The 25,444-nt window shown below is 59.6% G+C and carries 27 protein-coding genes and 1 pseudogene; 16 read left to right on the top strand and 12 right to left on the bottom strand.

From position 1 onward, the window contains the following. Positions 1–38 precede the first annotated feature (38 nt). The 3 genes from eno (at position 39) to HW561_RS06865 (ending at position 2,228) form a co-directional block, all read left to right on the top strand. On the top strand, positions 39–1,316 hold the full coding sequence (gene eno / locus HW561_RS06875; RefSeq protein ID WP_176863026.1) for a phosphopyruvate hydratase: 1,278 nt from the start codon (positions 39–41) through the stop codon (positions 1,314–1,316). 48 nt (positions 1,317–1,364) lie between these two features. Continuing rightward, the gene (locus HW561_RS06870; protein WP_176863024.1) at positions 1,365–1,904 is read left to right on the top strand and encodes a GNAT family N-acetyltransferase; all 540 of its coding nucleotides are present in this window, start codon (positions 1,365–1,367) and stop codon (positions 1,902–1,904) included. A gap of 153 nt (positions 1,905–2,057) precedes the next feature. Further along, positions 2,058–2,228, top strand: coding sequence for a hypothetical protein (locus tag HW561_RS06865; RefSeq protein ID WP_176863022.1), 171 nt, complete (start codon positions 2,058–2,060; stop codon positions 2,226–2,228). Here the strand turns inward: HW561_RS06865 and HW561_RS06860 are convergent. The 3 genes from HW561_RS06860 to mazG all read right to left on the bottom strand — a co-directional run bounded on the left by HW561_RS06860 (position 2,225) and on the right by mazG (position 4,533). Beyond that, positions 2,225–2,674 (bottom strand): GNAT family N-acetyltransferase, encoded by a 450-nt coding sequence (locus HW561_RS06860; protein ID WP_176863020.1) that lies wholly within the window; start codon positions 2,672–2,674, stop codon positions 2,225–2,227. The genes HW561_RS06865 and HW561_RS06860 overlap by 4 nt on opposite strands. Further along, positions 2,671–3,612: a nucleoside hydrolase gene (locus HW561_RS06855; protein WP_176863018.1), complete on the bottom strand. Its 942-nt coding sequence runs from the start codon at positions 3,610–3,612 to the stop codon at positions 2,671–2,673. Before HW561_RS06855 ends, HW561_RS06860 begins: the two co-directional genes overlap by 4 nt. 63 nt (positions 3,613–3,675) lie before the next feature. Next, positions 3,676–4,533 (bottom strand): nucleoside triphosphate pyrophosphohydrolase, encoded by an 858-nt coding sequence (gene mazG / locus HW561_RS06850; RefSeq protein ID WP_176863016.1) that lies wholly within the window; start codon positions 4,531–4,533, stop codon positions 3,676–3,678. 66 nt (positions 4,534–4,599) lie between these two features. On the opposite strand from mazG, the gene HW561_RS06845 reads away from it, so the two are divergent. The 3 genes from HW561_RS06845 (at position 4,600) to HW561_RS06835 (ending at position 7,410) form a co-directional block, all read left to right on the top strand. Then, the gene (locus tag HW561_RS06845; protein ID WP_176863014.1) at positions 4,600–5,763 is read left to right on the top strand and encodes a M20 aminoacylase family protein; all 1,164 of its coding nucleotides are present in this window, start codon (positions 4,600–4,602) and stop codon (positions 5,761–5,763) included. Positions 5,764–5,989: 226 nt separating this feature from the next. Continuing rightward, on the top strand, positions 5,990–6,937 hold the full coding sequence (gene speB / locus HW561_RS06840) for an agmatinase (RefSeq protein WP_176863012.1): 948 nt from the start codon (positions 5,990–5,992) through the stop codon (positions 6,935–6,937). A gap of 65 nt (positions 6,938–7,002) precedes the next feature. Beyond that, positions 7,003–7,410, top strand: a complete 408-nt coding sequence (locus HW561_RS06835; protein WP_176863010.1) for a DUF1499 domain-containing protein — start codon at positions 7,003–7,005, stop codon at positions 7,408–7,410. On the opposite strand, the gene HW561_RS06830 is transcribed toward HW561_RS06835, so the two are convergent. Further along, positions 7,351–7,638: a hypothetical protein gene (locus tag HW561_RS06830; RefSeq protein ID WP_176863008.1), complete on the bottom strand. Its 288-nt coding sequence runs from the start codon at positions 7,636–7,638 to the stop codon at positions 7,351–7,353. The genes HW561_RS06835 and HW561_RS06830 overlap by 60 nt on opposite strands. Before the next feature lie 63 nt (positions 7,639–7,701). On the opposite strand from HW561_RS06830, the gene prfA reads away from it, so the two are divergent. The 3 genes from prfA (at position 7,702) to HW561_RS06815 (ending at position 10,433) form a co-directional block, all read left to right on the top strand. Then, a complete protein-coding gene (gene prfA / locus HW561_RS06825) occupies positions 7,702–8,757 on the top strand; it encodes a peptide chain release factor 1 (protein WP_176863659.1) in 1,056 nt (351 codons plus the stop codon). Next, on the top strand, positions 8,754–9,599 hold the full coding sequence (prmC, locus tag HW561_RS06820) for a peptide chain release factor N(5)-glutamine methyltransferase (protein WP_176863006.1): 846 nt from the start codon (positions 8,754–8,756) through the stop codon (positions 9,597–9,599). The genes prfA and prmC overlap by 4 nt, the downstream gene beginning before the upstream one ends. A 240-nt stretch (positions 9,600–9,839) precedes the next feature. After that, positions 9,840–10,433 (top strand): DUF4167 domain-containing protein, encoded by a 594-nt coding sequence (locus HW561_RS06815; RefSeq protein ID WP_176863004.1) that lies wholly within the window; start codon positions 9,840–9,842, stop codon positions 10,431–10,433. Between the two features lie 69 nt (positions 10,434–10,502). Here the strand turns inward: HW561_RS06815 and rsmA are convergent, their stop codons facing one another. The 5 genes from rsmA to lptG are packed head-to-tail and all read right to left on the bottom strand — an operon-like array spanning position 10,503 to position 16,810. After that, positions 10,503–11,345, bottom strand: coding sequence for a 16S rRNA (adenine(1518)-N(6)/adenine(1519)-N(6))-dimethyltransferase RsmA (gene rsmA / locus HW561_RS06810; protein WP_176863002.1), 843 nt, complete (start codon positions 11,343–11,345; stop codon positions 10,503–10,505). Beyond that, the gene (gene pdxA / locus HW561_RS06805; protein ID WP_176863000.1) at positions 11,342–12,307 is read right to left on the bottom strand and encodes a 4-hydroxythreonine-4-phosphate dehydrogenase PdxA; all 966 of its coding nucleotides are present in this window, start codon (positions 12,305–12,307) and stop codon (positions 11,342–11,344) included. The genes rsmA and pdxA overlap by 4 nt, the downstream gene beginning before the upstream one ends. Then, positions 12,304–13,557, bottom strand: a complete 1,254-nt coding sequence (locus tag HW561_RS06800; RefSeq protein ID WP_176862998.1) for a peptidylprolyl isomerase — start codon at positions 13,555–13,557, stop codon at positions 12,304–12,306. Before HW561_RS06800 ends, pdxA begins: the two co-directional genes overlap by 4 nt. Then, positions 13,548–15,710 (bottom strand): LPS-assembly protein LptD, encoded by a 2,163-nt coding sequence (locus HW561_RS06795; RefSeq protein ID WP_176862996.1) that lies wholly within the window; start codon positions 15,708–15,710, stop codon positions 13,548–13,550. The genes HW561_RS06800 and HW561_RS06795 overlap by 10 nt, the downstream gene beginning before the upstream one ends. Beyond that, the gene (gene lptG, locus HW561_RS06790; RefSeq protein WP_176862994.1) at positions 15,710–16,810 is read right to left on the bottom strand and encodes an LPS export ABC transporter permease LptG; all 1,101 of its coding nucleotides are present in this window, start codon (positions 16,808–16,810) and stop codon (positions 15,710–15,712) included. Before lptG ends, HW561_RS06795 begins: the two co-directional genes overlap by 1 nt. 229 nt (positions 16,811–17,039) lie before the next feature. Here lptG and HW561_RS06785 point away from each other — a divergent pair, with 229 nt between their 5' ends. From HW561_RS06785 to HW561_RS06775, 3 genes are read left to right on the top strand one after another with little or no spacing between them, the layout of a single operon-like run. Further along, a complete protein-coding gene (locus HW561_RS06785) occupies positions 17,040–18,518 on the top strand; it encodes a leucyl aminopeptidase (protein WP_176862992.1) in 1,479 nt (492 codons plus the stop codon). 4 nt (positions 18,519–18,522) lie between these two features. Next, positions 18,523–18,981: a DNA polymerase III subunit chi gene (locus HW561_RS06780; RefSeq protein ID WP_176862990.1), complete on the top strand. Its 459-nt coding sequence runs from the start codon at positions 18,523–18,525 to the stop codon at positions 18,979–18,981. Positions 18,982–19,018: 37 nt separating this feature from the next. After that, complete coding sequence (locus tag HW561_RS06775) at positions 19,019–20,065, top strand: aldo/keto reductase (RefSeq protein WP_176862988.1); 1,047 nt, start codon at positions 19,019–19,021, stop codon at positions 20,063–20,065. A gap of 65 nt (positions 20,066–20,130) precedes the next feature. On the opposite strand, the gene HW561_RS06770 is transcribed toward HW561_RS06775, so the two are convergent. Further along, positions 20,131–21,117, bottom strand: coding sequence for a GlxA family transcriptional regulator (locus HW561_RS06770; RefSeq protein WP_176862986.1), 987 nt, complete (start codon positions 21,115–21,117; stop codon positions 20,131–20,133). Positions 21,118–21,250: 133 nt separating this feature from the next. Between HW561_RS06770 and HW561_RS06765 the strand changes: the two genes are divergently transcribed. The 4 genes and pseudogenes from HW561_RS06765 to HW561_RS06750 form a co-directional block, all read left to right on the top strand. Then, on the top strand, positions 21,251–22,165 hold the full coding sequence (locus HW561_RS06765; protein ID WP_176862984.1) for a BKACE family enzyme: 915 nt from the start codon (positions 21,251–21,253) through the stop codon (positions 22,163–22,165). 67 nt (positions 22,166–22,232) lie between these two features. Beyond that, the gene (locus HW561_RS06760) at positions 22,233–22,562 is read left to right on the top strand and encodes a hypothetical protein (protein WP_176862982.1); all 330 of its coding nucleotides are present in this window, start codon (positions 22,233–22,235) and stop codon (positions 22,560–22,562) included. Positions 22,563–22,570: 8 nt separating this feature from the next. Beyond that, positions 22,571–24,037, top strand: a complete 1,467-nt coding sequence (locus HW561_RS06755; RefSeq protein ID WP_176862980.1) for a carnitine 3-dehydrogenase — start codon at positions 22,571–22,573, stop codon at positions 24,035–24,037. 25 nt (positions 24,038–24,062) lie between these two features. Continuing rightward, positions 24,063–24,209, top strand: a pseudogene (locus HW561_RS06750) (SDR family oxidoreductase); the annotation flags it as partial. Between the two features lie 11 nt (positions 24,210–24,220). Here the strand turns inward: HW561_RS06750 and HW561_RS06745 are convergent. Both HW561_RS06745 and HW561_RS06740 read right to left on the bottom strand, forming a co-directional pair. Further along, the gene (locus tag HW561_RS06745) at positions 24,221–24,403 is read right to left on the bottom strand and encodes a hypothetical protein (protein ID WP_176862978.1); all 183 of its coding nucleotides are present in this window, start codon (positions 24,401–24,403) and stop codon (positions 24,221–24,223) included. A 104-nt stretch (positions 24,404–24,507) separates the two neighbouring features. Continuing rightward, positions 24,508–25,374 (bottom strand): helix-turn-helix domain-containing protein, encoded by an 867-nt coding sequence (locus HW561_RS06740; protein ID WP_176862976.1) that lies wholly within the window; start codon positions 25,372–25,374, stop codon positions 24,508–24,510. Between the last annotated feature and the right edge of the window lie 70 nt (positions 25,375–25,444).

The raw sequence follows: 25,444 nt of genomic DNA, 5'->3' as shown, positions 1-25,444 counted from the left end.
GAGGCATGCAACCGAAGGCATCTTTAGGGACCGGTATCATGAGCACCATCATCGACATCCACGCACGCGAAATTCTGGACAGCCGGGGTAACCCCACGGTCGAGGTGGACGTGATCCTCGAAGACGGCACTATGGGCCGCGCCGCTGTACCATCCGGTGCGTCGACAGGCGCCTATGAGGCGGTGGAAAAGCGAGACGGCGACAAGTCCCGTTACATGGGCAAGGGCGTGTTGGAGGCGGTTGCTGCCGTCAACGGCGAGATCGCAGAAGAGCTGGTTGGCTTTGACGCCACCGAGCAGGTGGCCATCGACGGCGCGATGATCGAACTGGATGGGACCGAGAACAAAAGCCGCCTGGGTGCGAACGCCATTCTGGGTGTTTCGCTGGCAACTGCGAAGGCTGCCGCGGATTTCACCACGCAACCTTTGTATCGGTATGTCGGCGGCACCTCGGCGCGGATTCTGCCGGTGCCGATGATGAACATCATCAACGGTGGTGAGCATGCGGACAACCCGATCGACATTCAGGAATTCATGATCATGCCGGTGTCGGCCAGCAATATCCGTGAAGCGGTGCGCATGGGCTCCGAAGTGTTCCACACGCTGAAGAAAGAGCTGTCTGCTGCTGGCCTAAGTACTGGTATCGGGGACGAGGGTGGCTTTGCACCCAATATTGCCTCGACCCGCGAAGCATTGGATTTCGTCCTGAAGTCCATTGAAAAGGCAGGTTACAAGCCGGGTGAGGAAATCCATCTGGCATTGGATTGCGCGGCGACTGAATACTACAAGGATGGCAAATACGTCCTGTCGGGTGAGGGTAAAACTCTGACGTCCGAGGAAAATGCCGACTATCTTGCGGCGCTGGTCAACGACTATCCGATCATCTCGATCGAAGATGGCATGTCCGAGGATGACTGGGACGGCTGGAAAGCCTTGACCGATGCCATCGGCGACAAGGTACAGCTGGTGGGTGACGATCTGTTCGTAACCAACCCCACCCGTCTGGCCGAAGGGATCAAGCGCGGTTGCGCAAACTCGATGCTGGTCAAGGTGAATCAGATCGGCTCGCTGACCGAAACTCTGCGCGCCGTCGATATGGCTCACCGCGCGCGTTACACCAACGTGATGTCGCACCGCTCGGGCGAGACTGAGGATGCCACCATTGCCGATCTGGCCGTGGCGACCAATTGCGGTCAGATCAAAACCGGATCGCTGGCGCGGTCGGACCGGTTGGCCAAGTACAACCAGCTGATCCGCATCGAGGAATCGCTGGGCGAGGTAGCGGAATACGCTGGGGCGTCTATCCTTCGCAAATAACGGATGCGGTGCTAAGATGATCCTCGGAATTCATCCGAGGATCATGTTTTGCTGAGTATTATCAATCCACAAACGCCGGATCAGTTTGATGCTGTCCGGCGTTTGTGTTGGGACTACCGGGATTTTTTGCTGTCGCTGGACTCCACAACGGAGGAGGTCGTTCAGACGCTGTACCCTCATGAGAAATACGTCCGTTTGATGGATGCGATCGAGACCGAGCATACGCCGCCGAACGGAGGTGCCCTGCTGGCTTTGCTGGACGGCCAGCCTGTCGGGTGCGGTATGTATCACACCATCGAACCGGGCATAGCCGAGATCAAGCGGGTGTTTGTGAACGACACAGCGCGCGGAACCGGAACAGGCTGTGCGATCATGCTGGCGCTGATCGAACGGTGTCGGGACGGTGGTTATGATTTTATCCGAATGGACACGGGCAAACCGCTGGAAGCGGCGACTCGTTTGTACTTGTCGCTGGGCTTTCAACTGCGGGGCGCGTACTCTGATATTCCAGAGATTGCGAAAGATCATCTGCTGTTTTTTGAAATGCCTTTGCGTTCCGAACGATCAGAATCAGGCGTAAGCAAATAGGGTTTTATTTAGGTCTCACAGCCTGCTATCGGGTTTTGATAAAGTTCATTGGCAAAAATTCGTCTACATAAATACACTTATGTGTGAATTTGTTCCTAACCACCCTCAAGCGTCGCGTCCTAATCTGTCTGGATTGCAGAAAAGGGGAAGACGATGCCTGTATCAAAATTCCTTCTGACACTTTCCATGTTTTCGATTGGATTGATGGCGGCGTGTGCCGGGCCGGGGACCTATCCGATTACCGGTGACAAGGTCTCGTCGGATGATCCGGTCCAGGAGATGTTTTATAATCCGGGTCTGATTTTCCGCGGCGAGTCGCGCTAAAGCACGTTGCTCATCAGCATGTAGCGGTCGCGGGGTTTGAATCCGGTGCGCAGATACAGCTTTTGCGCCGACTGGTTATCGCGATCGACTTCGAGGTGCAGGGCGGTCAGCCCGGCCTCGGCCAGCGCCTTTGGAAGTTCCAACAGCACTTCGGTGGCAATGCCACGGCCTCGCACGGCGGGGCGGATGTAGATTTCGTCGACAAAGCCGTCCATGCCGCCAAACTCGACCGACCAGCCGAAGGTCAGGATGATGTATCCCAGTGGCGCGCGGCCCGGACCGATCAGGTAAATGCAGCCGTGCGGGATGCCTTCCAGCAGCGGCATCAAAGCTTCGCGCCGTTGATCGGCGTCCTGATCGATACCGGCCTCGGTGTGGAAGGCGGCGACCAGACCCATCAGGCGATCCAGATCTTCGGGGCGAGCCAGGCGGAGGGCGGCGCTCATAGCTGCGCCAGACGGTCTTTGAGCAGGGCAAAAAAGCCGTCGGCGTCCAGATCCCCCATGAACATCGCGTTGGGCGGTCGGTCGGTGACACCCCACCAGTCTGCGACGGTCATGCCCAGTGTCAGCTCGGACTGGGTTTCGATTTCAACGTTCACGTGGCGGCCTTTGAAAAGCTCGGGTCTGATCAGGTATGCGGTGACGCAAGGGTCATGCAGTGGAGCGCCTGCGCTGCCGTATTTTTCCTTGTCGAAGCGTTCAAAGAAATCGGTCATTTCGGCAACTGCGATACCGACCTTGCTGCCGATAGCGCGAAAGGCGTCATTGCGGGATTGAGTGACCAGCGCCTTGTGGGTGACGTCGAGGGGCATGACCACAATCTGCTTTCCAGATTTAAACACGATGTCAGCGGCTTCCGGATCAACATGAATGTTGAACTCGGCTGTTGGAGTGATGTTTCCAACCTCAAAATAGGCGCCGCCCATCAAAACGATTTCCTGCACGCGGTCCACGACATCCGGGGCTTTCTGGAAGGCCGTCGCGATGTTGGTTAGGGGACCTAAGGGGCAGAGTGTAACGGTACCGGGTTCATGCGCGCGCAGGGTGTCGATGATGAAATCGACGGCATGCCCTTCGGTCAGTTGCATCTGCGGATCGGGCAAGTTCGGGCCATCAAGACCGGTTTTGCCGTGGACATGCTCGGCCGTGATCAGCGGGCGATTCAGCGGGCGGTCGCATCCGGCATAGACGGGTATCTCAGTGTGGCCTGCCAGCTCGCACACGATACGGGCGTTCTTGGCGGTCAATTCCAGCGGCACGTTGCCGGCAACGGCGGTGATCCCCAGAACCTCGATCTCGGCGGGGCTGGCCAGCGCTAGCAAAATGGCGACGGCGTCGTCCTGTCCCGGATCGGTGTCGATGATGATCTTGCGCGGTGCCATGGGTTGCCTCCGGGGAATTGAAGCGCGGACACTGGCAAGTGTCGCCTGACTTGTCCAGCGGTTTCAGGCCTCGGTTGCGGCGCTTACAGGCGGGAGTTTGCCGTTGGCGCGGTGTTCCTCGGTTTTGACCTCGTCCCACAGCGCATCCATTTCCTCCAAGGTGCTATCGGTGGGGGCCTTGCCACGCGCAGCCAGCCGGGATTCGACCTGTTCGAAACGGCGGGTGAACTTGGCGTTGGTGCGGCGCAGGGCGGCCTCGGGTTCAATCCCGAGATGGCGGCCCAGATTGACCATCACGAACAGCAGATCGCCGAACTCATCCTCGAGCGCGTCTGCGTCCTTGGCGTCGCGCGCCTCTTCCAGTTCGGCAGCTTCTTCGGTGATCTTGTTCAGCACATGGCTGGCGTCCGGCCAGTCGAACCCCACACGCGCCGCGCGGTTTTGCAGTTTGTGGGCGCGCAGCAGGGCGGGCAGGTTGGGTGCGACGCCGTCCAGCGCACCTTGCTGCGCCTTTCCAGCGCGCTCTGCCGCCTTGATGGTTTCCCAGTCCAGAGTCTGTTGTTCCGCCGATTTGTCGCGGGATTCGTTGCCGAACACATGTGGATGACGGGCGACCATCTTGTCAGACATGGTGCGCACCACGTCCTGAAAGGCGAAATGTCCGGCCTCTTCGGCCATCTGAGCGTGGAACACCGATTGGAACAGCAGGTCGCCCAGCTCGCCCTTCAATTCGTCCCAGGCTTGACGTTCGATGGCGTCGGCGACCTCATAGGCTTCTTCGATCGTGTAGGGGGCGATGGTGCCGAAGTCCTGCTCGATATCCCACGGGCAGCCGGATTGCGGGTCACGCAACCGGCGCATGATTTCCAACAGACGCTCGATGCCAGCGTCGTGATCATGGATCAGCGGATTTTCAGCCATTGCGAAGCCCTTTGTTCCGGTGTCAGATGCAGACATCCCGCAGCTTGGATCAGGAGTCCACCCCATATGCCTGTTGTGAACCGTATTGCCGACTACGCCGCCGACATGGCCACGTGGCGCCAGCACCTGCATACGATCCCCGAGCTGGAGTTCGAATGCCATGAAACGGCGGCGTTTGTGGTCGAACGTCTGCGTGAGTTCGGTGTCGATGAGCTGCATGACGGAATCGCCAAGACCGGGATCGTCGCGATCATCAACGGGCACGGCGAGGGGCCGACCATTGGTTTGCGTGCCGATATGGACGGGCTGCCGATCCCCGAGGAAACGGGGTTGGACTATGCCTCGACGAACCCCGGCAAGATGCATGCCTGCGGGCATGACGGGCACACAACAATGTTGCTGGGTGCGGCGCGATATCTGGCGGAAACGCGAAATTTCCGGGGTCGGGTGGCGCTGATCTTTCAACCAGCCGAGGAAAACGGCGGCGGTGCCGGGGTGATGGTCGAAGAAGGTATTATGGATCGGTTCGACATTTCCCAGGTCTTTGCCTTGCACAATGATCCGGGTAACGCCGAGGGTGCTTTCTATACCACGCCCGGACCCATCATGGCGGCTGTGGATACGTTCCACATCAATATTCAGGGCGTTGGTGGGCACGGCGCCATGCCGCATCAGACCCGCGATCCGGTGATGGCGGCATGTGGGATTGCACAGGCCATTCAGACCATTGTCAGCCGTAACCATTATGCGGTTGAAGATCTGGTCGTCTCGGTCACGCAGATCCATACCGGAACGATCGATAACGTGATCCCGGATACTGCGTATCTGAACGGCACCGTGCGTACCTTTGATCCACAGGTGCAGAAGATGGTGATGGAGCGGATGACGCAGATCGTGCAGGGGCAGGCGGCCTCGTACGGGGTCGAGGCCGATTTGGATTATGAGGTCGGTTATCCGGCCACGATCAACGACGCTGGCAAATGCGCCTTTGCAGCCGAGGTGGCGCGTGAGATTTCAGGCGATGATCGCGTGGTCGACACGATTGGCCGGGACATGGGGGCCGAGGATTTCTCGTACATGCTGCAAGCCCGGCCGGGGGCTTATCTGTTTCTGGGGCAGGGTGAGGGGGCTGGCCTGCACCACCCGAAATACAATTTCAACGACGAGATTGCGCCGGTTGGCGCATCCTTTTTTGCGCGGATCGTGGAAAAAGCACAGCCATTGGGTTGAACGGGGCGCCGAAAGGAATCCGATGATTTGGTGTTGGAAGATGCCAACAGTCAGGTCCAATTGCGGTGGCGCAAAAGATCAAGGGTGTTGTCGGCGGCGGTCCGGTTTGCCTGAGCTTTGGCATCAACGATCTAAGCCCGGTCTTTGTCCCCGACTTTAACCTTTGGTTAGCCATGTTGCCGTTATTTGCTGTGCTAAGGGATCAAACGGGCTGGGAAGAACGCTCATGACTGAATTCAATCAACCGATCAGCGGCAATGATCTGGCGCGGTTCTCGGGGCCGAACACCTTTATGCGGCTGCCTCAGGCCGGCGCGTTGGCGGGGCTGGATGTTGCGGTTCTGGGCATTCCCATGGATATCGGGACATCGTGGCGATCTGGTACGCGGTTCGGCCCGAAACAGATCCGCAGCGAAAGCGCGATGATCCGGCCCTATAACATGGCCACGTCTGCGGCGCCCTTCGACAGCCTGCAGATTGCGGATATCGGCGATCTGGCAATCAACACATTTTCGCTGCCGGACAGTTTGAAGATCATCAAAGAAAGCTACGACGCCATTCTGGCGCAGGATGTGATTCCGGTTGCGATGGGTGGCGATCATTCGATCACCCTGCCGATCCTGCGGGCAATTGCGGCGAAACACGGGCCTGTTGCACTGATACATGTGGATGCCCATGCGGATGTGAATGACGAGATGTTCGGCGAAAAGGAAACCCACGGCACCGTCTTTCGCCGGGCATACGAAGAGGGGCTGATCGTCCCCGACAAAACGTTTCAGATTGGCATTCGCGGCTCGGGCTATGCGGCGTCAGACTTTACCGAGGCCAAGGAATGGGGATTCCGTCAGTTCCCCGCTTGGGAGCTGTGGCAGCAGAACCTGACCGAGATCGGCTCGCAAATCCGCAAGACGATTGGCGACCACCCGGTCTACATCACCTATGATATCGACAGTCTGGACCCGTCTTTTGCCCCTGGCACCGGTACGCCCGAAATTGCCGGGCTGTCCACGCCGCAGGCATTGCAGTTGATCCATGCGCTAGGTGGGGTGAACGTGGTGGGGTGTGATCTGGTCGAGGTGTCCCCGCCGTATGATCCATCGGGCAACACCGCGTTAACGGCTGCAAACCTGTTGTTTGAGCTGGTGTGCATTTTGCCGGGTGTGACGTCGCGGTAGGTTGGGTCGTTGTGCCTTGCCGCCAGATCCGTTCCGAATAGGGTTTTTGAGAGGATGGAGTTGGGATGAAAAAGATGGGTCTCTGGCTGGTCGTTGGCGCGGTTGTTCTGATGGGCGCCTATATTCGTCTGGCCCCGTCCGATCCCGGGCGCTGGCATGTAGCACCCGTTGGCGATGTGGACCGAAATGATCGGGGCGGCGTCTTGCGTCTTGTGGAAACCGGTCCTGATGGTCTGGAACGTCTGGATGCCATTGCACGCACGTCGCCACGCACGCGTGTTCTGACCGGCTCGGTGGAAGAGGGGGTGATCACCTACGTTACCCGCACCCCGGTGATCGGCTTTCCAGATTACACGACGGTGCAACAGGATGGTGACACCCTGCGTATCCATGGCCGTCTGCGCTTTGGAAGATCAGATTTTGGGGTAAATCGAGGCCGTGTTGATGGGTGGCTCGCTTTGTTGCAGCCCTGAGGATAGGCAGCCTTCCTGTACCTCGCGCCACATCGGCACGTTCAGCGACATCTGACATTGCGCCATGAACATGCGGCCATCGACCTGCAGGCAGATCATTTCGCCCAGCTCGACGCGGGTGCCCGATTTATCCGTGCAATAGCAATCCTGTACCTTGCCGCCGGGGCCGGTCACATCGGCCAGGGCGGGTGTCGCGCAGAGTGTCAAAATCAGAACAATCCGTTTCATGTGCGGTAGCTTAGCACAGGGCAAGGTCTTGACCAAAGCCCCGGGATGATAGACACCGCCCGAATGATCCCCGAAGAACGTCTTGAACAGATCACCCAACGTTTCCAGTATCTCGAAGCTGCCATGGCCGATGGTGCCTCGGGCGGGGATATTGCGGCTTTGGCCAAAGAATATTCCGACCTCAAACCTGTGGTGGATCAGATCATGGCCTGGCGGCAACTGGTCGGCGATCTGGCCGAAGCGCAGGCTATGCTGGCTGATCCGGACATGAAGGAATTGGCTGAGGAAGAAATTCCGCAGCTTCAGGCCCGGATTCCTGACGCCGAGCATGCGCTGCAATTGACGCTTTTGCCCAAGGATGCAGCAGACGTGCGTCCGGCGATGCTGGAAATTCGCCCCGGTACGGGAGGGGACGAAGCGGCCCTGTTCGCGGGCGATCTGTTGCGCATGTACCAGCGCTATGCCGAGGCGCGGGGCTGGAAATTCGAGATTATAGAAGAACAGGTGTCGGATCTGGGCGGGATCAAAGAGGTCGTTGCCCATATCAAGGGCGACAACGTTTTCGCCCGGATGAAATACGAATCCGGTGTGCACCGGGTGCAGCGCGTGCCCGAGACCGAAAGCGGCGGGCGCATTCACACCTCGGCCGCGACCGTGGCGGTGCTGCCCGAAGCCGAAGATGTGGACATTCAGATCGACGCGAATGATATCCGGATCGATACGATGCGCAGCTCGGGTGCCGGTGGGCAGCACGTGAACACAACGGATTCGGCGGTTCGGATCACGCACCTGCCCAGCGGCATCGTCGTGACCAGTTCGGAAAAATCGCAGCACCGAAACCGCGAAATTGCGATGCAGGTGTTGAAGACACGCCTGTTTGATCAGGAGCGGCAGCGGATCGACAGTGAGCGGTCGGCGGATCGTGCCAGTCAGGTGGGATCAGGCGACCGGTCCGAACGCATCCGGACGTATAATTTTCCGCAAGGCCGCATGACGGACCACAGGATCAATCTGACGCTTTATAAGCTGGATCAGGTGATGCAGGGCGATCTGGACGAGGTGATCACTGCGTTGACTGCTAATGATCAGGCCCGCCTGTTGGCTGAGATGGCGCAATGACCGGGGCGCAGACGGCAGCGCAGGCGATGGTGGCTGCAACAGCGCGTTTGCGTGCGGCAGGTGTAGATGACCCGGCGCGTGATGCGCGGCTGTTGCTGGCCCATGCCGCACGGATCGAGGCCAGCCGGGTCACGTTGATTGCTCCAGAGGAATTATCGCCGGATATTGCTGAGCGGTATGATCAGCTGATTTCGCTGCGCGCCATTCGGGTGCCTGTTTCTCATCTGCTGGGCGAGCGCGCGTTTTACGGCCGCAGGTTCCGCGTCAGCCGCGATGTTCTGGATCCGCGACCGGAAACCGAGGCGCTGATCGAAGCGGCCCTGAGCGAACCTTTTGATCACGTGCTGGATCTGGGGGTCGGATCAGGCTGTATCCTGATCACGCTGCTGGCGGAACGGATCAGCGCCTCGGGTATCGGGGTTGACCTGAGCGAGGCAGCCTGCTTGCAAGCCAGTGCAAACGCCGTTCAGCACGAGGTTCAGGGCAGGGTCGAAATCCGGGCATCCGATTGGTTTGCATCGGTTGACGGTTTGTTCGATTTGATTGTCGCGAATCCGCCCTATATCTCGCTGACTGAAATGGACGAATTGTCGCCGGAAGTCCGCGAGCATGAACCACGGCTGGCGCTGACGGACGAGAATGACGGCTTGGACGCCTATCGCCGCATTGCTGCGGACGCACCCGATTTCCTGACACCGGGCGGGCGTATTCTGGTTGAGATCGGGCCAACGCAGGCTGCGGATGTATCCGCATTGTTTGACGCAACAGGTTTGTCTGACATTCGCGTCATTCCTGATCTGGATGGGCGCGACCGGGTTGTCGGCGCAAGAATGCCGGGTTGACCCCTGTAACTGAGGCCGAAAAACGCCGGTTTATGTAAAAAAGCTGCGATAATCCGGAAAAACCCCTTGTTTGCGCGCGCTGGACATGCTTACTCAGGATCAGTCGGCGAGGTTGACGCTGTTTCAGCGCACCCCTGACGCAAGCCCAAAAAAGTCGACGACACGGTACGGCACAAGCCTCAGAGCAGCGTAAGGTACGAGTTGATCGACAGCGAATTGATAAGGCTGACGTAAAGTAAGATGAGATCTTCCAAATCCCGCTCGCGGGCCAAGAACAACCGCAATCGTCCTTCTGGCGGCAACGTCGTAAACCGGGTTTTCGACAGCTCGGGTCCGGAAGGTAAAGTGCGTGGCACGCCGCAGCAAATCATTGACAAGTACAATCAGTTGGCGCGCGATGCCCAACTGTCGAATGACCGCGTGGCGGCCGAAAACTTCCAACAGCATGCCGAGCACTATCTGCGGATGCTGAGCGAAGCGCAGCGCGAGATCGATGCGCGCCGCGAAGAGCAGGACCGCCAGAACCGTGAACGTCAGGCCGAACGTGACCGCGAACGCGCCGAGCGTCAGGAACGCGAAGCGGCCCGTCAGGCGGACCCGGCCGAGGCGCCGCAGCCCGATGTGATGGATTTCGGGTCTGAACCCGCAACCCCGGAAAGTGGTCTGGTCGAAACCCCGGAAAGCCAGGAAGACGTACCGGCCGAGGCCGTTGCAGCGCCGGAGCGCAAGGAAAAACCCCCGCGCAAGCCGCGTGCCCGCAAGCCCAAAGCCGCACCAGCGGCCAAGGAAGAAGCGGCGAAAGACAACGGAGATGCGCCTGAGGCAGCTGAATAATCAGCGCGCAGGCGTCGAAACAAAGAAAACCCCGGTCGATGTGCCGGGGTTTTTTAGTTTTGAGGTGTTTCAGGACTTTCGGATTTCGCGGGCCAGTGCGCAGAACGCTTCGAGCGGGATCTGCTCGGCCCGGTCCGTGGGTTTGATCCCGGCGGCGGTCAGGCGATCCTCGATATCCGGGGCCACGCCCTTAAGCGAGGCGCGCAGCATCTTGCGGCGTTGATTGAAGGCGGCTGCAACGACGCGCGACAGGGTTGCGGCATCAGCAGGATAGCGCGGCTGGGGCAGCGCGGTCAGGTGAACCACAGCGCTGGAAACCTTGGGCGGTGGGGTGAAAGCCCCGGGGGGTAATGACAAGGCGATGCGTGCTTCGGCCCGCCATTGGGCAAGGAGCGCCAACCTGCCATAGGCCTTGCTACCGGGTTGGGCAACGATGCGTTCTGCAACTTCGCGCTGGAACATCAAGGTCAGGCTTTGCCAGAACGGCGGCCATTCCGGTGGGGTCAGCCAGCGCACCAGAAGCTCGGTTCCAACATTGTACGGCAGATTGGCCGCGATCCGAATCGGTGGCGTCAAATGCGCCAGTGGATCGATTTCCAAGGCGTCCCCGTTGATCACTTCGAGCCGACCGGGATAGGCGGCGGCGATATCGTTCAGTGCAGCGATGCAGCGGGTGTCTTTTTCCACGGCGACGACTGTGCGGGCGCCTTCGGACAGCAACCCGCGGGTCAACCCACCGGGGCCGGGGCCGATTTCCAGCACGTCACATTCCGTCAGATCACCGGCCTGACGAGCGATCTTGGCGGTCAGGTTCAGGTCCAGCAGAAAGTTCTGGCCCAGCGATTTGCGGGCGGACAGCTGGTGGGCCGCAATGACCTCGCGCAGAGGGGGGAGGTTGTCGATCGTGCTCATGATCTGGATGCCATCTTTTGAGCGAGTTTCAGGGCCTCGATCAGGCTGGACGGGTTGGCGGTGCCTGTTCCGGCAATATCCAGCGCGGTGCCATGGTCGGGCGATGTGCGGATGAAGGGCAGGCCCAGCGTCACGTTCACGCCCCGGTCAAAATCCAGCGTCTTGATCGGGATCAGCGCCTGGTCGTGATACATTGCAATCGCGGCGTCATAGCGGGCGCGGGCAGCGGTGTGGAACATGGTATCTGCCGGATGTGGACCGGTGACAGAGCAGTCTTCGAGGGCGAGTTCTGCCAACAAAGGGGCGATCCAGTCCAGTTCTTCGGTCCCCATCTTGCCACCTTCGCCCGCATGAGGATTAAGGCCAGCCACAGCGATGCGGGGATGGGCGATACCGAATTGATGGCGCAGGCCGTCTGCAGTGATGGCGATGGTGTCGCGCAACAGGTCCGGGGTCAGTTCCTGAGGAACGCGGGACAACGGGATGTGAATGGTGGCCGGGACGACGCGCAGTTGGTCACTGGCCAGCATCATGACCACCCGCTCACGCCCGGCGAGTGCTGCCAGAAACTCGGTATGGCCGGGATAGGCGAATCCGGCACCGTCGATCAGGGCCCGTTTATTGATGGGCGCCGTGCACAGCGCCGAGGCGGCACCGGACCTGACCAGCGTGACCCCCAGTTCGATAGCGTCAATCACCGACGGCGCGTTGGCAGGTTCGGGCTGGCCCGGTACGTTTGGGAGAGGGAAATCCAATTGCAGCACGGGCAGGGCGGTTGCGCTGACGGTCCCAGCCTCCCAAGGGGTCGTGATCCGCCGTGTTGGCGTGTCACCGGGCAGGTGAGCCGCATCGCCGATATAGAAAAACGGGCAGGTGTCCCGCAACTGATGCCACGCCTTGGCTGCGATTTCCGGACCGATTCCGGCCGGGTCACCGCAGCTGAGCGCGATCGGGGCCGTCATTGCTCGATGATGGTCGCGTCGGCCCGAAGTTGTTCCAACAGGCTTTCTGCAAAGGTTTGCAAGCGCTGTTGGGTCAGGGCGTTGGCCACGTCCTCACGAGAGGTATCTTCACCCAGATTACGGGTTCGGTTGCACATCATCAGGAACATCAAGGTCTGTCCGTTGTTGCGGGTCAGAGTTGTTGAAACCTCATTTGGATCGAGTTTGGCCAATTCCACCGCCACATCACGCGGGATGTCGGACGGGCTGGCCGAAATACGCTCCAGCACGTCTGCGGGTTGATCTTTCGCGATACCATAAAGGTCATCGCAGGTGTCGATATCCTCTTTCAGCCGTGCAGCAGACGCCAGAGCATCAGCGCTGCGGCCGCCGGGCAGGTAATAGATGGCGTAATCGATTTCGGAATAGCTTGGCGTGCCGGTCGCGACCTCGCGCAGGCCCCGCAACTGGAACAGCGCGATGGCGTTGGGCAGGGTCAGCGGATCGGTGATCTCACCATTCTTGAGGCCCAGAATCACTGGTTGCAGCGCGGGCGGCAGGTTGGTGATGTTCAGCCAGTCCAGACGACCACCATCTTCGCGAGTCGCGGCAGCCGAATACTGGGCGGCAGCGGACGAGAAGGCATCGAATCCCTGCACTTGCGAGATTTCTTCGGCCAACAGCTCGGTCTGCGCCAACGTCTGTGGATTGACGGGGATAATGACCTCGGACAGCAGCACCTGTAGACCACCCCCACCGGACTGACCGAGCGCCCGGTTGATTTCGTCTTCGGTGGGTCTGGCCTGAGACAGAAAACGTGCGCTGACATAATCCCGCCAGGACAACTGGTCGGCCACAAAGTCCCGGACGGTTTCCGGATCAACGCCCGCATCACTCAGCAATTGCAGGAATTGCTCGGTCGTCAGCCGCCCACGGGCGGCAAATTCATCGATACCTACCTGCACATCTTCGGGGGCGGCAACGATACCGGCCTCGCGCATGGCCTGTTTGCGCAGGCGGTCGTCGATCAGGGTTTGACGAACCTCGGCCTCGGAACTGCCGGACGAGCCCAATGCATCCAGAAACTGCTGCCGCTGTTCCAGCTCGTACCAGGTGACAACGTCCTGATTGACGCGCACCGCTGGCGAGAACAAGCTCTGGGCGCTGACATGCGGCGTTGCAAAGGCGAGGAAAACGGCGGCCAGTGCCGGCGTGACCGGTTTAAACCAACCGGAACGAAGAAATCTGGAGAAACCTGATATCAACTGCATTTTCTCTTGTATGTATTACCACCGCCTTCGATGGCGTATCCTGTCAGCGACAGGGTAAAGCCGAATTCGGTCGAAGGCTCAATAGTTGATGTTGAAGTAAAGCGTCTGCTTACGGACATGTTAACCTGAACACACTCGTTCTGGTAGGTCAGGTCAAGGCCAAGACGAATGGGTTCGGATTCGCTCAGATCGTACCGTGCTTCGGCCCCGGTCAGCCAGTTCCGGTCAATCTGATAGTTGCCAAGCAACCAGATCTCGGAAATCTCGTCATTGGCATTTTCGGCCGGGTCGGTTTCTTGCCAGATGTAGCTGCCGGACACGTTTGCGCCCTGTCGCTGCCATCCGCCGCGCAATTCGGCCTTGGAGAAACTGAAATCACCGTCGAGCAAGCCGCGCCCGGCGAGGGACCAGCCGTTTGCCGTTCTGATCTGTCCGGCCAGCAAAATATCCGAGGATGTACCCTGCAAACCGGATGTCAGGTTGAAATCCGGGTCGGCATCCGCGCGAAAGACCTGACCGACCGTGGCCAGAGCCTGCCGGCCGTCAGCGCCGTACCGGGCCCAATTGACACCGACAACGGCGGTGGCGCCATCTTCGCGCTGGTCATCCGCAGGGAAACGCGACAGCGACAGCAGGTTACCCTGATCAAACTCCTGAAAGGTGCTTTCGTCGTTTGGAACATCCGTGTCGGATACATCAGTCCATCCGAACTGTGCGATCGGCTCAAGGAACTGGGTCGCTCCGGACTGTTCCCGTCGTGTCATGGGATAACGCAGCGTCAGCGCTGCGCGCGGGGTTGTTCGGGTGACCCGATCCGGAAAGTTGCTGTCGTGGCGAATGTCGAACGTATCAATCGACGCCCCAAATTGTGCGTCAGCCCGAAGGCCGGAGGCAAAGGTCCAGCTGCGCAACCATTCCGCATCAAAGGTCGCCCGTGCGATGTCGCGGCCAGTAACGTCGACATCGCTGGTGCGTTCGTGCGCGTGGCTGAGAAAGCCTAATCGGATTTCCCCTCCCACAGTGCTGGGGAAAAAACGTTTCTCGTAGTTCAGATCAAACACACGGGATGGGATATCGTCCTGATTTTCGCTGTCACGCAGGGTCTTGTAATGGATAAAGCTGGTTCTGAACGCGGTATCCCGCTTGATCCGTTCAAGTGCGATTTCACTGCGCAAACGGTCCAGATCCGGCAGGCCGTAATCGGCAAGATAGGCGTCGTCGGATGTGGTCTGCAGATTGAAGGTCAACCGGAAGTCATTCTTCAGATTGAACCAGCCATTGGCGAAGAGATAGCCGCGGTCCTGATTCTGCTGGATGTCATCGCGGGTATAGGCGCCTTCGATCTGAATGCGGCCGTTTACAAAGGCCTGACGATAGCGATAGCCGAGCGTTTTTGTGCTGGCTGAAATATAGGGGGTCAGCGTCAGATCCTTGTGATCGCCGATCTTGAAGAAATACGGAATCTGTACTCCGGTGCCCAGCTGAGACGTGCTGCGGATGGACGGGACCAGAAAGCCGGTCGCACGGTCCAGTGTCGGGTCCGGCAGGCGCAGGTAGGGAAAGTAAAACACCGGGTAGTCCAGAACACGAAGCTGCGCGCCCTCGAAATACAACTGACGTTCCAACTGGTCATGCGTCACCTTGCGGGCCCTGATCTGCCAGAGCGGCGGCTTGCCGTTTGCGCAGACATGGCACGACGTGGCCGAAACCTTGCTGAATTGTGTATAACGCCCCGAGGCGCGCTGCGCCTGGACCGAGGCGATCTGAACCTGCTGGTCGAACACCATCCGCGCGCCGATCAGCAACCCGTTCTGGATGCCGCTGTCCAGCTGTGCTGAATCCGCCAGAATTGTCGTTTGCCCGCCCTGATCGATGCGAATGGGGCCTTCGAGCAAAAGCTCGCCGGTTTCGCGGTCATAGGTCACGCGCCGTGCGGACAGTTTGACGTCGCCCTGAAAGGCTTCGACATTGCCTTCGGCCACCAGCTTGCGCTCGGGCGTGATAAAGACTCTGTCGGCGACCAGAAGAGCGGGCTGTTCCTGTTCCGTGGATCCTTGACCCTGCGTCTGCGTCGGAGCCGTCTGGGCGGCGAGGCCCAAGGGAACGGACAAGGCCAGCGCGCTTGTCAGCAACAAAGGTGCAATACGCCGCATCAGCCGTCCTCCGCGTGCAGCAATAAACCAAGTGACAAGAGAATTGCAGCAAAGGGCGGGGCCCAGGCGGCGACGTATATGGGCAATTGTCCGTTTTCCCCTAGAATTTGTGCGAAGTTGCGTACGAAATAGATGGAAAAGCCCAGCAGAACCGCCGTGAGAACAGCAATCCCGGTTCCGCCAAAGCGCACGTGTCGCATTGTGAAGGCCGCGCCAATCAAAACCATAGCGACCAGAAATAAGGGGCGGGCCAACTGCACTTGAAGCCAAACCTCGTATTGCTTGGTCGAGAACCCAGCCTCGCGCAGGTCACGGATCAGCTGTGGCAGGTCATAGACCGAAACCGAATCCTGTTTGCCCAGCGTATCCAGAATACGCTCGCGCGTCAGGGTCGTTGGCAGTTCCAGCCGTTCGTGTTCCACCGCGTTGGTTTCAGGGTTCTGCCCGTCCTCCAACGTCCAGATTTTGGCGTGGGACAGAACCCAATTGCCGTCTTCCAACTCGGCCCGGTCGGCGAGAATCTGTTGGGTTGGCTTGCCGTTGCGCGCAAAGGTGATGATGGTCACGTCATTCAATCCCAGTGTGTCGCCGTTCGACGTGCCCCGGGCGTGAACCACCGCCTGACCGTTTTCCGCGCTTTGGCGCAGCCACAGGCCCTCGCTGCTGATCGACAGTGCTGAACTGCCATTGTTGCGATACGAGTCGGAGAGGCGCTGAAACTCTTCGGATGTGGCGGCGGCAATCGGATTCAACAGCGCTACGGCAAGCGCGCCGATGGTCAGCGCAAGCAAAACCGGGGCCAGCAACGCGCGGATGCCGGATCGGCCAGTAGCGCGGGTCACCACCAGTTCCGAGGTGCGCGCTAGCCCGACAAACAGGGCGATCGTGGAGAGAATAACCAGCAGGGGCAGCATTTCGCTGATTGCGGCAGGCGTGTTGAGCAAGGTCAGGTGCAGCAACCGACTAAAAGACAGATCGACATCATCGAAGCGGCGTAGCTGTTCGATCAGGTCGATCAGAATCATCAATGTCAGGAAAATGCCGCCGATAACCAGAAAGCTCTGCATGAAACGGCGTGCGAAATAGCGGTCGAGGATCACGGACGTGCCCCCACAGGGTTTGCGGCGCGGGCTTTCAGGCCAGATTCGCCTGCGCGCAGAATCATGCGCGACGGCCTATGCCTGCCGTTTGGTGCCACTTCATTCTCCCCCGAGCCTGCCGGTTATTTTTCCGGGACCATAATGCAATTGGCGGGCGGGGAAAACTGCTATCTGGTCAAGTCGCGCGGTGCGGGCTAGGTCTTGGGGAACAGATTTTGAGGAGTTTGCAATGAGCAGTCTGGTACCGATCCGTTTTCAGGCCTTGGACGTGGACGCAATGGCACAGGCCGAAGGGCGTGTGGTGATCATCATTCCGTCCGATGGCAGGATGAGCCCCGCCGCGCGTCGGGCCAACCGACTGACACGGGGCGCTGTGGCGCGACTGGTCGAAAGTGAGAAGTTCGGCAAGGCCAAGACCGGGGATGTGATCTCGATGGCGTGGCCGGGCGGCATGATGGCCGAGGCGCTGGACGTGTTGGTGCTGCCGCGCCGACCCGAGCATGACGAGGCGCGCAAGGCGGGGGCGGCGCTGGCCAAGGTGGCGGGCGGCAAAGATATGCTGGTGATGGCAGGCAATCAGGTCCGTTGCGAGGAACTGGCACTGGGCATTGCGCTGCGCAGTTACGATTTTGACGCGCACAAAACCAAAGAGAGTGATGAGGCTGGTGCGGTCACGATCGGCCACTCGAAACATGACGAGATTGAAGCGGGTTTTGCGCCGCTTTACGCGGTAGCGGATGGCGTTCGGATGACCCGCGATCTGACCAACGAACCTGCGAATGTTCTGACCACCACCGAATTCGCCAACCGTTTGGAAGAGATGCAGGCGCTGGGACTGGAGGTCGAAGTTCTGGACGAAGACAAGCTGGCCGAGCTGGGCATGCGCACATTGCTGAGCGTCGGCCAGGGTTCGGACAGCCCGTCGAAAGTGGTCGTCATGCATTGGAAGGGCGGCGACAAAGACGATGCGCCGCTGGCGCTGGTCGGAAAAGGCGTGGTGTTCGACACCGGTGGTATTTCGCTGAAGCCTGCCGGTGGTATGGAAGACATGACCATGGACATGGGCGGGGCCGGCGTTGTCGCAGGCACCATGCGTGGGCTGGCGAAACGCAAGGCCAAGGCCAATGTGGTAGGTCTGGTTGGTCTGGTCGAGAACATGCCTTCGGGCAGTGCGACCCGCCCGGGCGATGTGGTCACGTCGATGAAGGGTGACACGGTCGAGATCATCAACACCGATGCAGAGGGCCGTTTGGTTCTGTGTGACGTGATGTGGTACGCGCAGGAACGGTTCGAGCCAGTTGGCATGATCGATCTGGCGACGCTGACCGGCGCGGTCATCATCGGGTTGGGGCATGAGAATGCCGGTGTATTCTCGAACAATGACACCTTCTGCGATGCCTTCCTGAAATCGGCCAAAGCCGAGGATGAGGGCGCGTGGCGTCTGCCGCTGGGCGAGGGCTATGACAAACAGCTGAAATCGCGGATTGCGGATATGAAGAACGTTGGCGGGCGTCCGGCGGGCTCGATCACTGCGGCACAATTCCTGCAGCGGTTCGTCAAGGAAGAGATGCCTTGGATCCATCTTGATATTGCCGGTGTGGCCTCGGTGTCGTCAGAAACGTCCTATGCGCCCAAAGGGGCTACCGGGTGGGGTGTTCGCGCGCTGAGCCGTTTTGTGCAGGACAATTTCGAGACAGCGGACGAGTGATTTCATGGGCGCCGTCTATTTCTATCACCTGACCCGCCAGCCGTTAGAGCAGACCTTGCCGGTGCTGTTGGACAAGGCACGGCAGGCCGGGTGGCGGATTGCCGTGCGGGGCACTGATCCTGCGCGGCTGGATTGGCTGGATGAAAAGCTGTGGCTGGGACCCGAGGACGGGTTCCTGCCACATGGCCGCGCGGGTGGGCCACATGATGCGGCGCAGCTCATCTTGCTGACGACCGAGGCGGTGGCCGCCAATGAACCAGCCTGTGTGATGGCGGTGGATGGGGCATCTGTTGAGGCTGATGAAGTTGCCACATTGCAGCGGGTGTGCATTCTGTTCGATGGCAATGATGCAGACGCCGTTCAGCGGGCGCGGGGGCAGTGGAAGACGCTGACCGGTGCGGGATGTTCGGCGCAGTACTGGTCCGAGGAATCGGGGCGGTGGGAAAAGAAGGCCGAGGCGTAAGGTATTACTCTGGCGGACAATTTCGGGAGAGCGACAGATGGAAATGAAGCCTTTGGGCCGTACCGGGATCATGGTGTCGGACCTGTGTCTGGGAACCATGACCTTCGGCAATCAGACTTCCGAAGTGGATGCACATCATCAGATTGATCGGGCGCTGGCGGCGGGTATCAATTTTCTCGATGCGGCCGAGATGTATCCGGTCAATCCGATCACGAAAGAGACAGTTGGTCGGACAGAAGAGATCATTGGCAACTGGAATGCGGCCAATGCTGCGAAGCGAGACAGCTATGTACTGGCCACCAAGCACTCGGGTGCGGGGTTTCAGCATGCGCGTGACGGGGCCCCGATCTCGGGTCAGACTGTTCCCGAAGCGATCGAAGGTTCGCTGCGGAGATTAAAGACGGATTACATCGACCTCTATCAGTTCCACTGGCCCAATCGCGGCAGTTACATGTTCCGGCAGAACTGGGATTTTGCACCCTCGGGCGAAAACAGCGCCGGGGTGCTGGAGAATATGCAAGAGTGCCTTGAGGCGCTGCAGGCGCAGGTGGACAAGGGCAATATCCGCGCCTTTGGCCTGTCAAATGAAAGTGCGTGGGGAACAGCGCAGTGGCTGCGTCTGGCGGACGAGACGGGTGCGCCGCGTGTGGCCTCGGTGCAGAATGAATACTCTCTGCTGTGCCGTCATTACGACACGGATATGGCCGAACTGAGCGTGCATGAAGACGTGGGTCTGATGGCCTTTTCTCCTTTGGGAGCCGGGTTTCTGACTGGCAAGTATCAGGATGGTGCGGTGCCGGATAGGTCGCGCATGTCGTTGTCACCGGAAATGGGCGGGCGCAAATCGGCGCGCGTTTTCGAGGCAGTGGCAGCTTATCTGGAGATTGCCGGGCGGCATGGGTTGGACCCGGTGCATATGGCGTTGGCCTGGTGTCGGACGCGGCCGTTCATGATGTCGGCGATCTTTGGAGCGACCTCGGTGACGCAGCTGGACCACATTCTTGCGGGCGCTGATCTGGACTTGTCTCAAGAGGTGCTGGCCGAAATTAGTGCAGCACACCGGGCGCACCCGATGCCGTATTGAAGGAGGGGGCTCTGCCCCCGCCGCCTGTGGCGTCTCCCCCGGAGTATTTTTGAAAAGATGAAGCTTTAGTGATGGGTGGGCTGTATTCGGTCCTGCCGCAGATCGCGCGCTGACAGACCGTGGGCGGTGCGGAACGCGCGGGCAAAGCTGGACTGTGATCCAAACCCGGTGGCCAGCGCCACATCCATCAGCGACATATCCGTATCAGTGACAAGACGGCGGGCCTCAGCCAGGCGCAGTTGCAGGTAGTGATCCTGCGGGGTGGTGTTCAGGCGCAGGCGGAACTGCTGTTGCAGGGTGCGCGGGCTGGTTCCGAGCCGGTCTGCGATAAAGGCCAGCGGAAGAGGTTCGTCGAGGGATGACTCCATCAGCGTATTGGCCTTGGCCGTCAGGGCGGTGTGACGGTGCGGAGCGCCGGTTCTGCTTTGCGGTTTTGAGGGCTCGGGTGCGCCGTCATAGAGGAACAGCCCCGAGACGCGGGCAGCGAATCCAGCGCCGTGACGGGCGGCTATGATATGCAGCATCATGTCAACGGCGGGGATGGCGCCGCCCGAGGTCATGCGGTTCTCCGAGATGGTGAAACGGTCGGGGCGGACGTCCACCTCGGGGAAGCGGGTTGAGAAATTCTCGAGGTCTTCCCAATGGGTGGTGGCGGCATGACCGTCCAGCAGGCCGGCCTCGGCCAGCAACCACGGGCCACCATCGATTCCGGCCATGGTGGCGCCGGTGGCTGCGATGCGGCGCAGACCGGCCAACAGGCTGGGGGTGGCGTGTCGGGCCAGTTGGAACCCGGCAACGACGATCATCAGATCGCAGGCTTGCAACCGGGCCAGCGGAATGCCCGGAACACTGAGGGCGCTGGTCAGCATGGCGGGCTCGGCCGTGGCGGTCACATAGTCCCAGTCAAATGCAGGGCGGTCCGCCAGACGATTGGCCGCGCGCATGGGATCAACGGCTGACGCAAAGCTGAGTGTGTTGCATTCGTCCAGAACCAGCACCGCCGTTTTCAGGGCGCGATGTTCGGGTTGAAGTATGTTTTTTGCGGATTTCATCAAGTCTGATTCGCATTCTGCCAAGTTGTCTGCCCTAGGCTGCGCCAGAGTCGGATATGAACGCAAATCGGAATCCGGGGAGAAGTCTGGGGAAAACTCAGGGCGAAACCGGGTATAACTTGGGGAAAACACAATGCCTCTGGAAATGAACCGCGACGTCTTCATCACTTGCGCCGTGACAGGCTCGGGTGGAACGCAGGATCGAAGCCCGCATGTACCACGTTCGCCCAAGCAGATTGCGGATAGCGCGATCGCTGCGGCCAAGGCTGGTGCGGCGGTGGTGCACTGCCATGTGCGCGATCCGGAAACCGGAGCGCCCTCACGCGATCTGGCGTTGTACCGAGAGGTGACGGACCGTATTCGGGACGCTGAGGTGGACGCTGTGCTGAACCTGACGGCGGGTATGGGCGGCGACATGGTCTTTGGTGGCGTTGAAAACCCGCTGCCGCTAACCGAGGCCGGAACCGATCTGGTTGGTGCGACCGAGCGGGTGGCGCATGTGGCCGAATGCCTGCCCGAGATTTGCACGTTGGATTGCGGCACGATGAACTTTGCCGAAGCCGACTATGTAATGACCAACACGCCGGGCGCGTTACGTGCGATGGGCAAGATGATGACGGATCTTGGCGTAAAGCCCGAGATCGAGGCATTCGACACCGGCCACCTGTGGTTTGCTAAGCAGTTGGTCAAAGAGGGTATTCTGGAACCCAACGCTTTGGTGCAGTTGTGCATGGGCGTGCCATGGGGTGCGCCGGATGACCTGAACACCTTTATGGCGATGGTGAACAACGTGCCGGATGAGTGGACCTTTAGCGCGTTTTCACTGGGCCGCAACGAGATGGCTTATGTGGCGGCCTCGGTTCTGGCTGGCGGCAATGTGCGCGTCGGGCTGGAAGATAATCTGTGGTTGGGCAAAGGCGTGCTGGCCGAGAACTGGCAATTGGTCGAGCGCGCGGGAAACATCATCGAGAATATGGGCGCGCGGGTGATTGGTCCGCAGGAAGTGCGCGAGAAGCTGGGGTTGACCAAGCGGGCGCCACGCGGGTGAGTTTCCGTTTGTTTCAATCCAACATCTCGTGTTGAGTTGATGAATCCCCGGGAAGGGAACATACGTCATGCGGTTTCTGTCAATGATCTGTGCGCTTACGGCAGCGAACCTGCTGGCCGGATGCCCGCCGCAGGACCTGGATCCTGATCCGCCGCCTGATGCGGGGGCGTTTGAGCGATGTTTAGAACGGGGCGGTAGCTATGAGATTGCCGGACGTGCCCGGCAGCATGTGTGCTTCACGCCTCTGCCTGACGCGGGAAAATCTTGTGAAATGGCGTCCGATTGTCAGGGTTATTGCTTGTCGGAGACAAAACAATGCAGTGCGGAAACCCCGCAATTTGGCTGTATCGCGCATCTGGATGAATCCGGACGCGAATTGGTAATCTGTATCGATTAGAGGGCAATATGAAAAAGACGGCAGCCATAATTGGCGGTGGTGTGATCGGTGGCGGCTGGGCCGCCCGGTTTCTTTTGAATGGCTGGGATGTGCGGGTGTTTGACCCGGACCCAGAGGCCGTGCGCAAAATCGGTGAGGTGTTGGACAACGCCCGCCGCTCGCTGCCCGGGCTAAGCGATGTGCCTTTGCCGCCTGAGGGCGCACTGACGTTCCATGACGACATGGCCGAGGCCGTTGAGGGGGCGATCTGGATTCAAGAAAGCGTGCCCGAGCGATTGGATCTGAAACTGAAAGTTTACAAAGGCTTGCAAGGGGCTTGTGATCCGGACGCGATCATCGGGTCTTCGACCAGTGGGTTCAAACCGTCGGAACTGCAAGAGGGCGCGCTGCGTCCGCAGCAGATCGTGGTGACGCATCCCTTCAACCCGGTTTATCTGCTGCCCTTGATCGAGCTGGTGCCAACGGAACAGAACCCGTCGGAGATGATTGCAAAGGCCAAGGAACTGCTGAAATCCGTCGGCTTTTTCCCGTTGCACATCAAAAAGGAAATCGACGCGCATATTGCCGACCGGTTCCTGGAAGCCGTCTGGCGCGAGGCGCTGTGGCTGGTCAAGGACGGCGTCGCAACCACCGAAGAAGTGGACGAGGCGATCCGCATGGGGTTTGGCATCCGCTGGGCCCAGATGGGCCTGTTCGAGACCTATCGTGTCGCAGGCGGCGAGGCCGGAATGCGGCACTTCATGGCGCAGTTCGGCCCGGCGCTGAAATGGCCCTGGACCAAGCTGATGGATGTGCCGGAATTCACCGATGAACTGGTGGATATGATCGCGGATCAGTCGGATGCGCAGTCGGGGATGCATTCAATCCGTGAGTTGGAGCGTATCCGTGACAATAACCTTGTCGGCATGATGCGGGCGCTCAAAGCGCAGGACTATGGTGCGGGGGCAGTGTTGAACCAGCATGATGCTCTGCTGAAGCCCGGCGCGCTGCCATCGCTGGAACAGGCGGATCTGAGCCAGCCGATCCTGACGCTGTCGCGCGCGGTGCCACTGGACTGGACCGACTATAACGGCCATATGAATGAGGCGAAGTATCTGGAAGCCTTCGCCGCCGCCACCGACCGGTTCATGGAAATCATTGGCTGCGATATGGATTACATCGCGTCCGGCGGCAGCTATTTCACCGCTGAGAACCACATCCGGTACATGGACGAGACCAAGGCCGGTTCGAAAATCGAAATACGCACGCAGATGTTGCTTGGGGCTGGCAAGAAGCTGCACGTTTTCCACAGCATGTATGAAGGCGACAAGCTGCTGGCCACGGGCGAAAGCTTCCTGCTGCATGTCAGCCTTGAAACCCGTCGACCCAGCCCGCCTTCGGCTGAGATCGAGGCTGCGATGGTCAGGATTGCCGAGGCACAGGTCGGACTGCCCTATCCCGAAAGCGCCGGAGCTGCGATCCGTAAGCCAGCATGAGCCGCCGGGTCTGATCATGGCTGAGGCTTCGGGCACCTCAATGGGGCGCTTTGTCGAAGGCCAGGATATTGCCGACATGGCGGTCTTTCTGGCCTCCGACGCGGCGCGTCTGGTTTCGGGGCAGGTGATCGCCGTGGATGGTCATACGGTCAATCCTGACCCGAAAGTGTAAAGCCCGCGAGGTCAGCTCTGATTCGGGCCGCGAATCTGGCGGATGGTGCGGCGTACCGCCTGCCAGTTCTGGGCCTCCTGTGTATTTCCGGTGGCCTGGTATTCGCGCATCTTTTGAGCAGCTTCAGCCTCGGCCCGGTCGCCATGGACTGAATACAAGGCGCGTGCGTATTGAGCGGTTTTAAGTGCGTCCATTCCTGTCATCCTCCATCTTTGATCGGAATGCCCGAAGGTTCGCGCAAAAGGAGTATATACTAGGAGCAGATGTTTCGCACGGGTTGTGCCGTGACCGGCAAAAGTCAGCGTGCCGCCACTTCGGCGCGCAACTGTTTCAGGTGTTCGGGAAAGTGCCTAGCCGTCATGTCGGCTTCGCGAACCAGTGTATCGAAATGACGCGAGAAGACTTCGATCCGGTCGCGGTCGCGGAATGCCATGTAATGACTGCCCGCGTAGAACACGCAGAGTAGGGGGCCAAAGATTGTCACCGGCGCTGAATAGAGCCGTTTTGCATCGTACAGATAGATGCGCAGGCGGGGATAGAGCTGTTCGCAGAGACCTAAAAGATGATCGATCTGCTCCAGTCGCACGTCCTGTGGCAAGCCGTCGTAATACCCGACACCATGGGCAAAACTGGCAATTTCATACAATGGCATGGCGATTTCATAGTCGGATTGTGCACTGCGCATCCATGTCAGTCTGTCGGCTGAGGCCCCGATGGCCTGATCTGCTGTGCGGCCCAGATGCGGTGCGTATTCCCATTCCAGCACGGCGCGGGTTTTCAGCATGTCGGGCAGGGTGGCTGGCACGTAGCGGATTTTATAACCTGCCGCCTCTTGATGCCATTCGAAGATACGCTCGTCGACCAGCGCGCGGGGGGCTTCGGTCATGGACAGAGAGCTGGCCAGCAATTCGGCCGCGCTTTCCGGGCGATTGGACAGACTAAGGAGCCAATCCGCCGATACGCCAAGGGCCGACGCGCAACTGCCCACCACATGCGCATTGGGCAGGCGCGCGCCATCATCGGTCAGCAATTGGGATACGGTCGACCGATCCACGCCGATGCTGCGCGCAAGGGCACTTTGACTGATGTGACGGTCTTCCATAGCGCGGGCCATCCGTAGACGGAATTGCGCAGCACGGTCGCGTTTGTCGATTTTTTCATCCATGTGGTGATAAATATCATGATTGATGAATTTTGTTAATCATATTCAGAATATCCAACACTCCGACGTGTCT

Origin of the sequence: Ruegeria haliotis (assembly GCF_013377785.1) — a bacterium.
Taxonomy (GTDB): domain Bacteria; phylum Pseudomonadota; class Alphaproteobacteria; order Rhodobacterales; family Rhodobacteraceae; genus Ruegeria; species Ruegeria haliotis.
Note: the sequence above shows the minus strand (reverse complement) of the source record. Positions and strands in the feature narration are given on the sequence as shown.

Coding starts and splice junctions, on each gene's coding strand:
- eno (WP_176863026.1), top strand. CDS start 39: ATGAGCACCATCATCGACATCCACGCACGCGAAATTCTGGACAGCCGG.
- HW561_RS06865 (WP_176863022.1), top strand. CDS start 2,058: ATGCCTGTATCAAAATTCCTTCTGACACTTTCCATGTTTTCGATTGGA.
- HW561_RS06860 (WP_176863020.1), bottom strand. CDS start 2,674: ATGAGCGCCGCCCTCCGCCTGGCTCGCCCCGAAGATCTGGATCGCCTG.
- HW561_RS06855 (WP_176863018.1), bottom strand. CDS start 3,612: ATGGCACCGCGCAAGATCATCATCGACACCGATCCGGGACAGGACGAC.
- mazG (WP_176863016.1), bottom strand. CDS start 4,533: ATGGCTGAAAATCCGCTGATCCATGATCACGACGCTGGCATCGAGCGT.
- HW561_RS06845 (WP_176863014.1), top strand. CDS start 4,600: ATGCCTGTTGTGAACCGTATTGCCGACTACGCCGCCGACATGGCCACG.
- speB (WP_176863012.1), top strand. CDS start 5,990: ATGACTGAATTCAATCAACCGATCAGCGGCAATGATCTGGCGCGGTTC.
- HW561_RS06835 (WP_176863010.1), top strand. CDS start 7,003: ATGAAAAAGATGGGTCTCTGGCTGGTCGTTGGCGCGGTTGTTCTGATG.
- HW561_RS06830 (WP_176863008.1), bottom strand. CDS start 7,638: ATGAAACGGATTGTTCTGATTTTGACACTCTGCGCGACACCCGCCCTG.
- prfA (WP_176863659.1), top strand. CDS start 7,702: ATGATCCCCGAAGAACGTCTTGAACAGATCACCCAACGTTTCCAGTAT.
- prmC (WP_176863006.1), top strand. CDS start 8,754: ATGACCGGGGCGCAGACGGCAGCGCAGGCGATGGTGGCTGCAACAGCG.
- HW561_RS06815 (WP_176863004.1), top strand. CDS start 9,840: ATGAGATCTTCCAAATCCCGCTCGCGGGCCAAGAACAACCGCAATCGT.
- rsmA (WP_176863002.1), bottom strand. CDS start 11,345: ATGAGCACGATCGACAACCTCCCCCCTCTGCGCGAGGTCATTGCGGCC.
- pdxA (WP_176863000.1), bottom strand. CDS start 12,307: ATGACGGCCCCGATCGCGCTCAGCTGCGGTGACCCGGCCGGAATCGGT.
- HW561_RS06800 (WP_176862998.1), bottom strand. CDS start 13,557: ATGCAGTTGATATCAGGTTTCTCCAGATTTCTTCGTTCCGGTTGGTTT.
- HW561_RS06795 (WP_176862996.1), bottom strand. CDS start 15,710: ATGCGGCGTATTGCACCTTTGTTGCTGACAAGCGCGCTGGCCTTGTCC.
- HW561_RS06785 (WP_176862992.1), top strand. CDS start 17,040: ATGAGCAGTCTGGTACCGATCCGTTTTCAGGCCTTGGACGTGGACGCA.
- HW561_RS06780 (WP_176862990.1), top strand. CDS start 18,523: ATGGGCGCCGTCTATTTCTATCACCTGACCCGCCAGCCGTTAGAGCAG.
- HW561_RS06775 (WP_176862988.1), top strand. CDS start 19,019: ATGGAAATGAAGCCTTTGGGCCGTACCGGGATCATGGTGTCGGACCTG.
- HW561_RS06770 (WP_176862986.1), bottom strand. CDS start 21,117: ATGAAATCCGCAAAAAACATACTTCAACCCGAACATCGCGCCCTGAAA.
- HW561_RS06765 (WP_176862984.1), top strand. CDS start 21,251: ATGCCTCTGGAAATGAACCGCGACGTCTTCATCACTTGCGCCGTGACA.
- HW561_RS06760 (WP_176862982.1), top strand. CDS start 22,233: ATGCGGTTTCTGTCAATGATCTGTGCGCTTACGGCAGCGAACCTGCTG.
- HW561_RS06755 (WP_176862980.1), top strand. CDS start 22,571: ATGAAAAAGACGGCAGCCATAATTGGCGGTGGTGTGATCGGTGGCGGC.
- HW561_RS06745 (WP_176862978.1), bottom strand. CDS start 24,403: ATGGACGCACTTAAAACCGCTCAATACGCACGCGCCTTGTATTCAGTC.
- HW561_RS06740 (WP_176862976.1), bottom strand. CDS start 25,374: ATGGATGAAAAAATCGACAAACGCGACCGTGCTGCGCAATTCCGTCTA.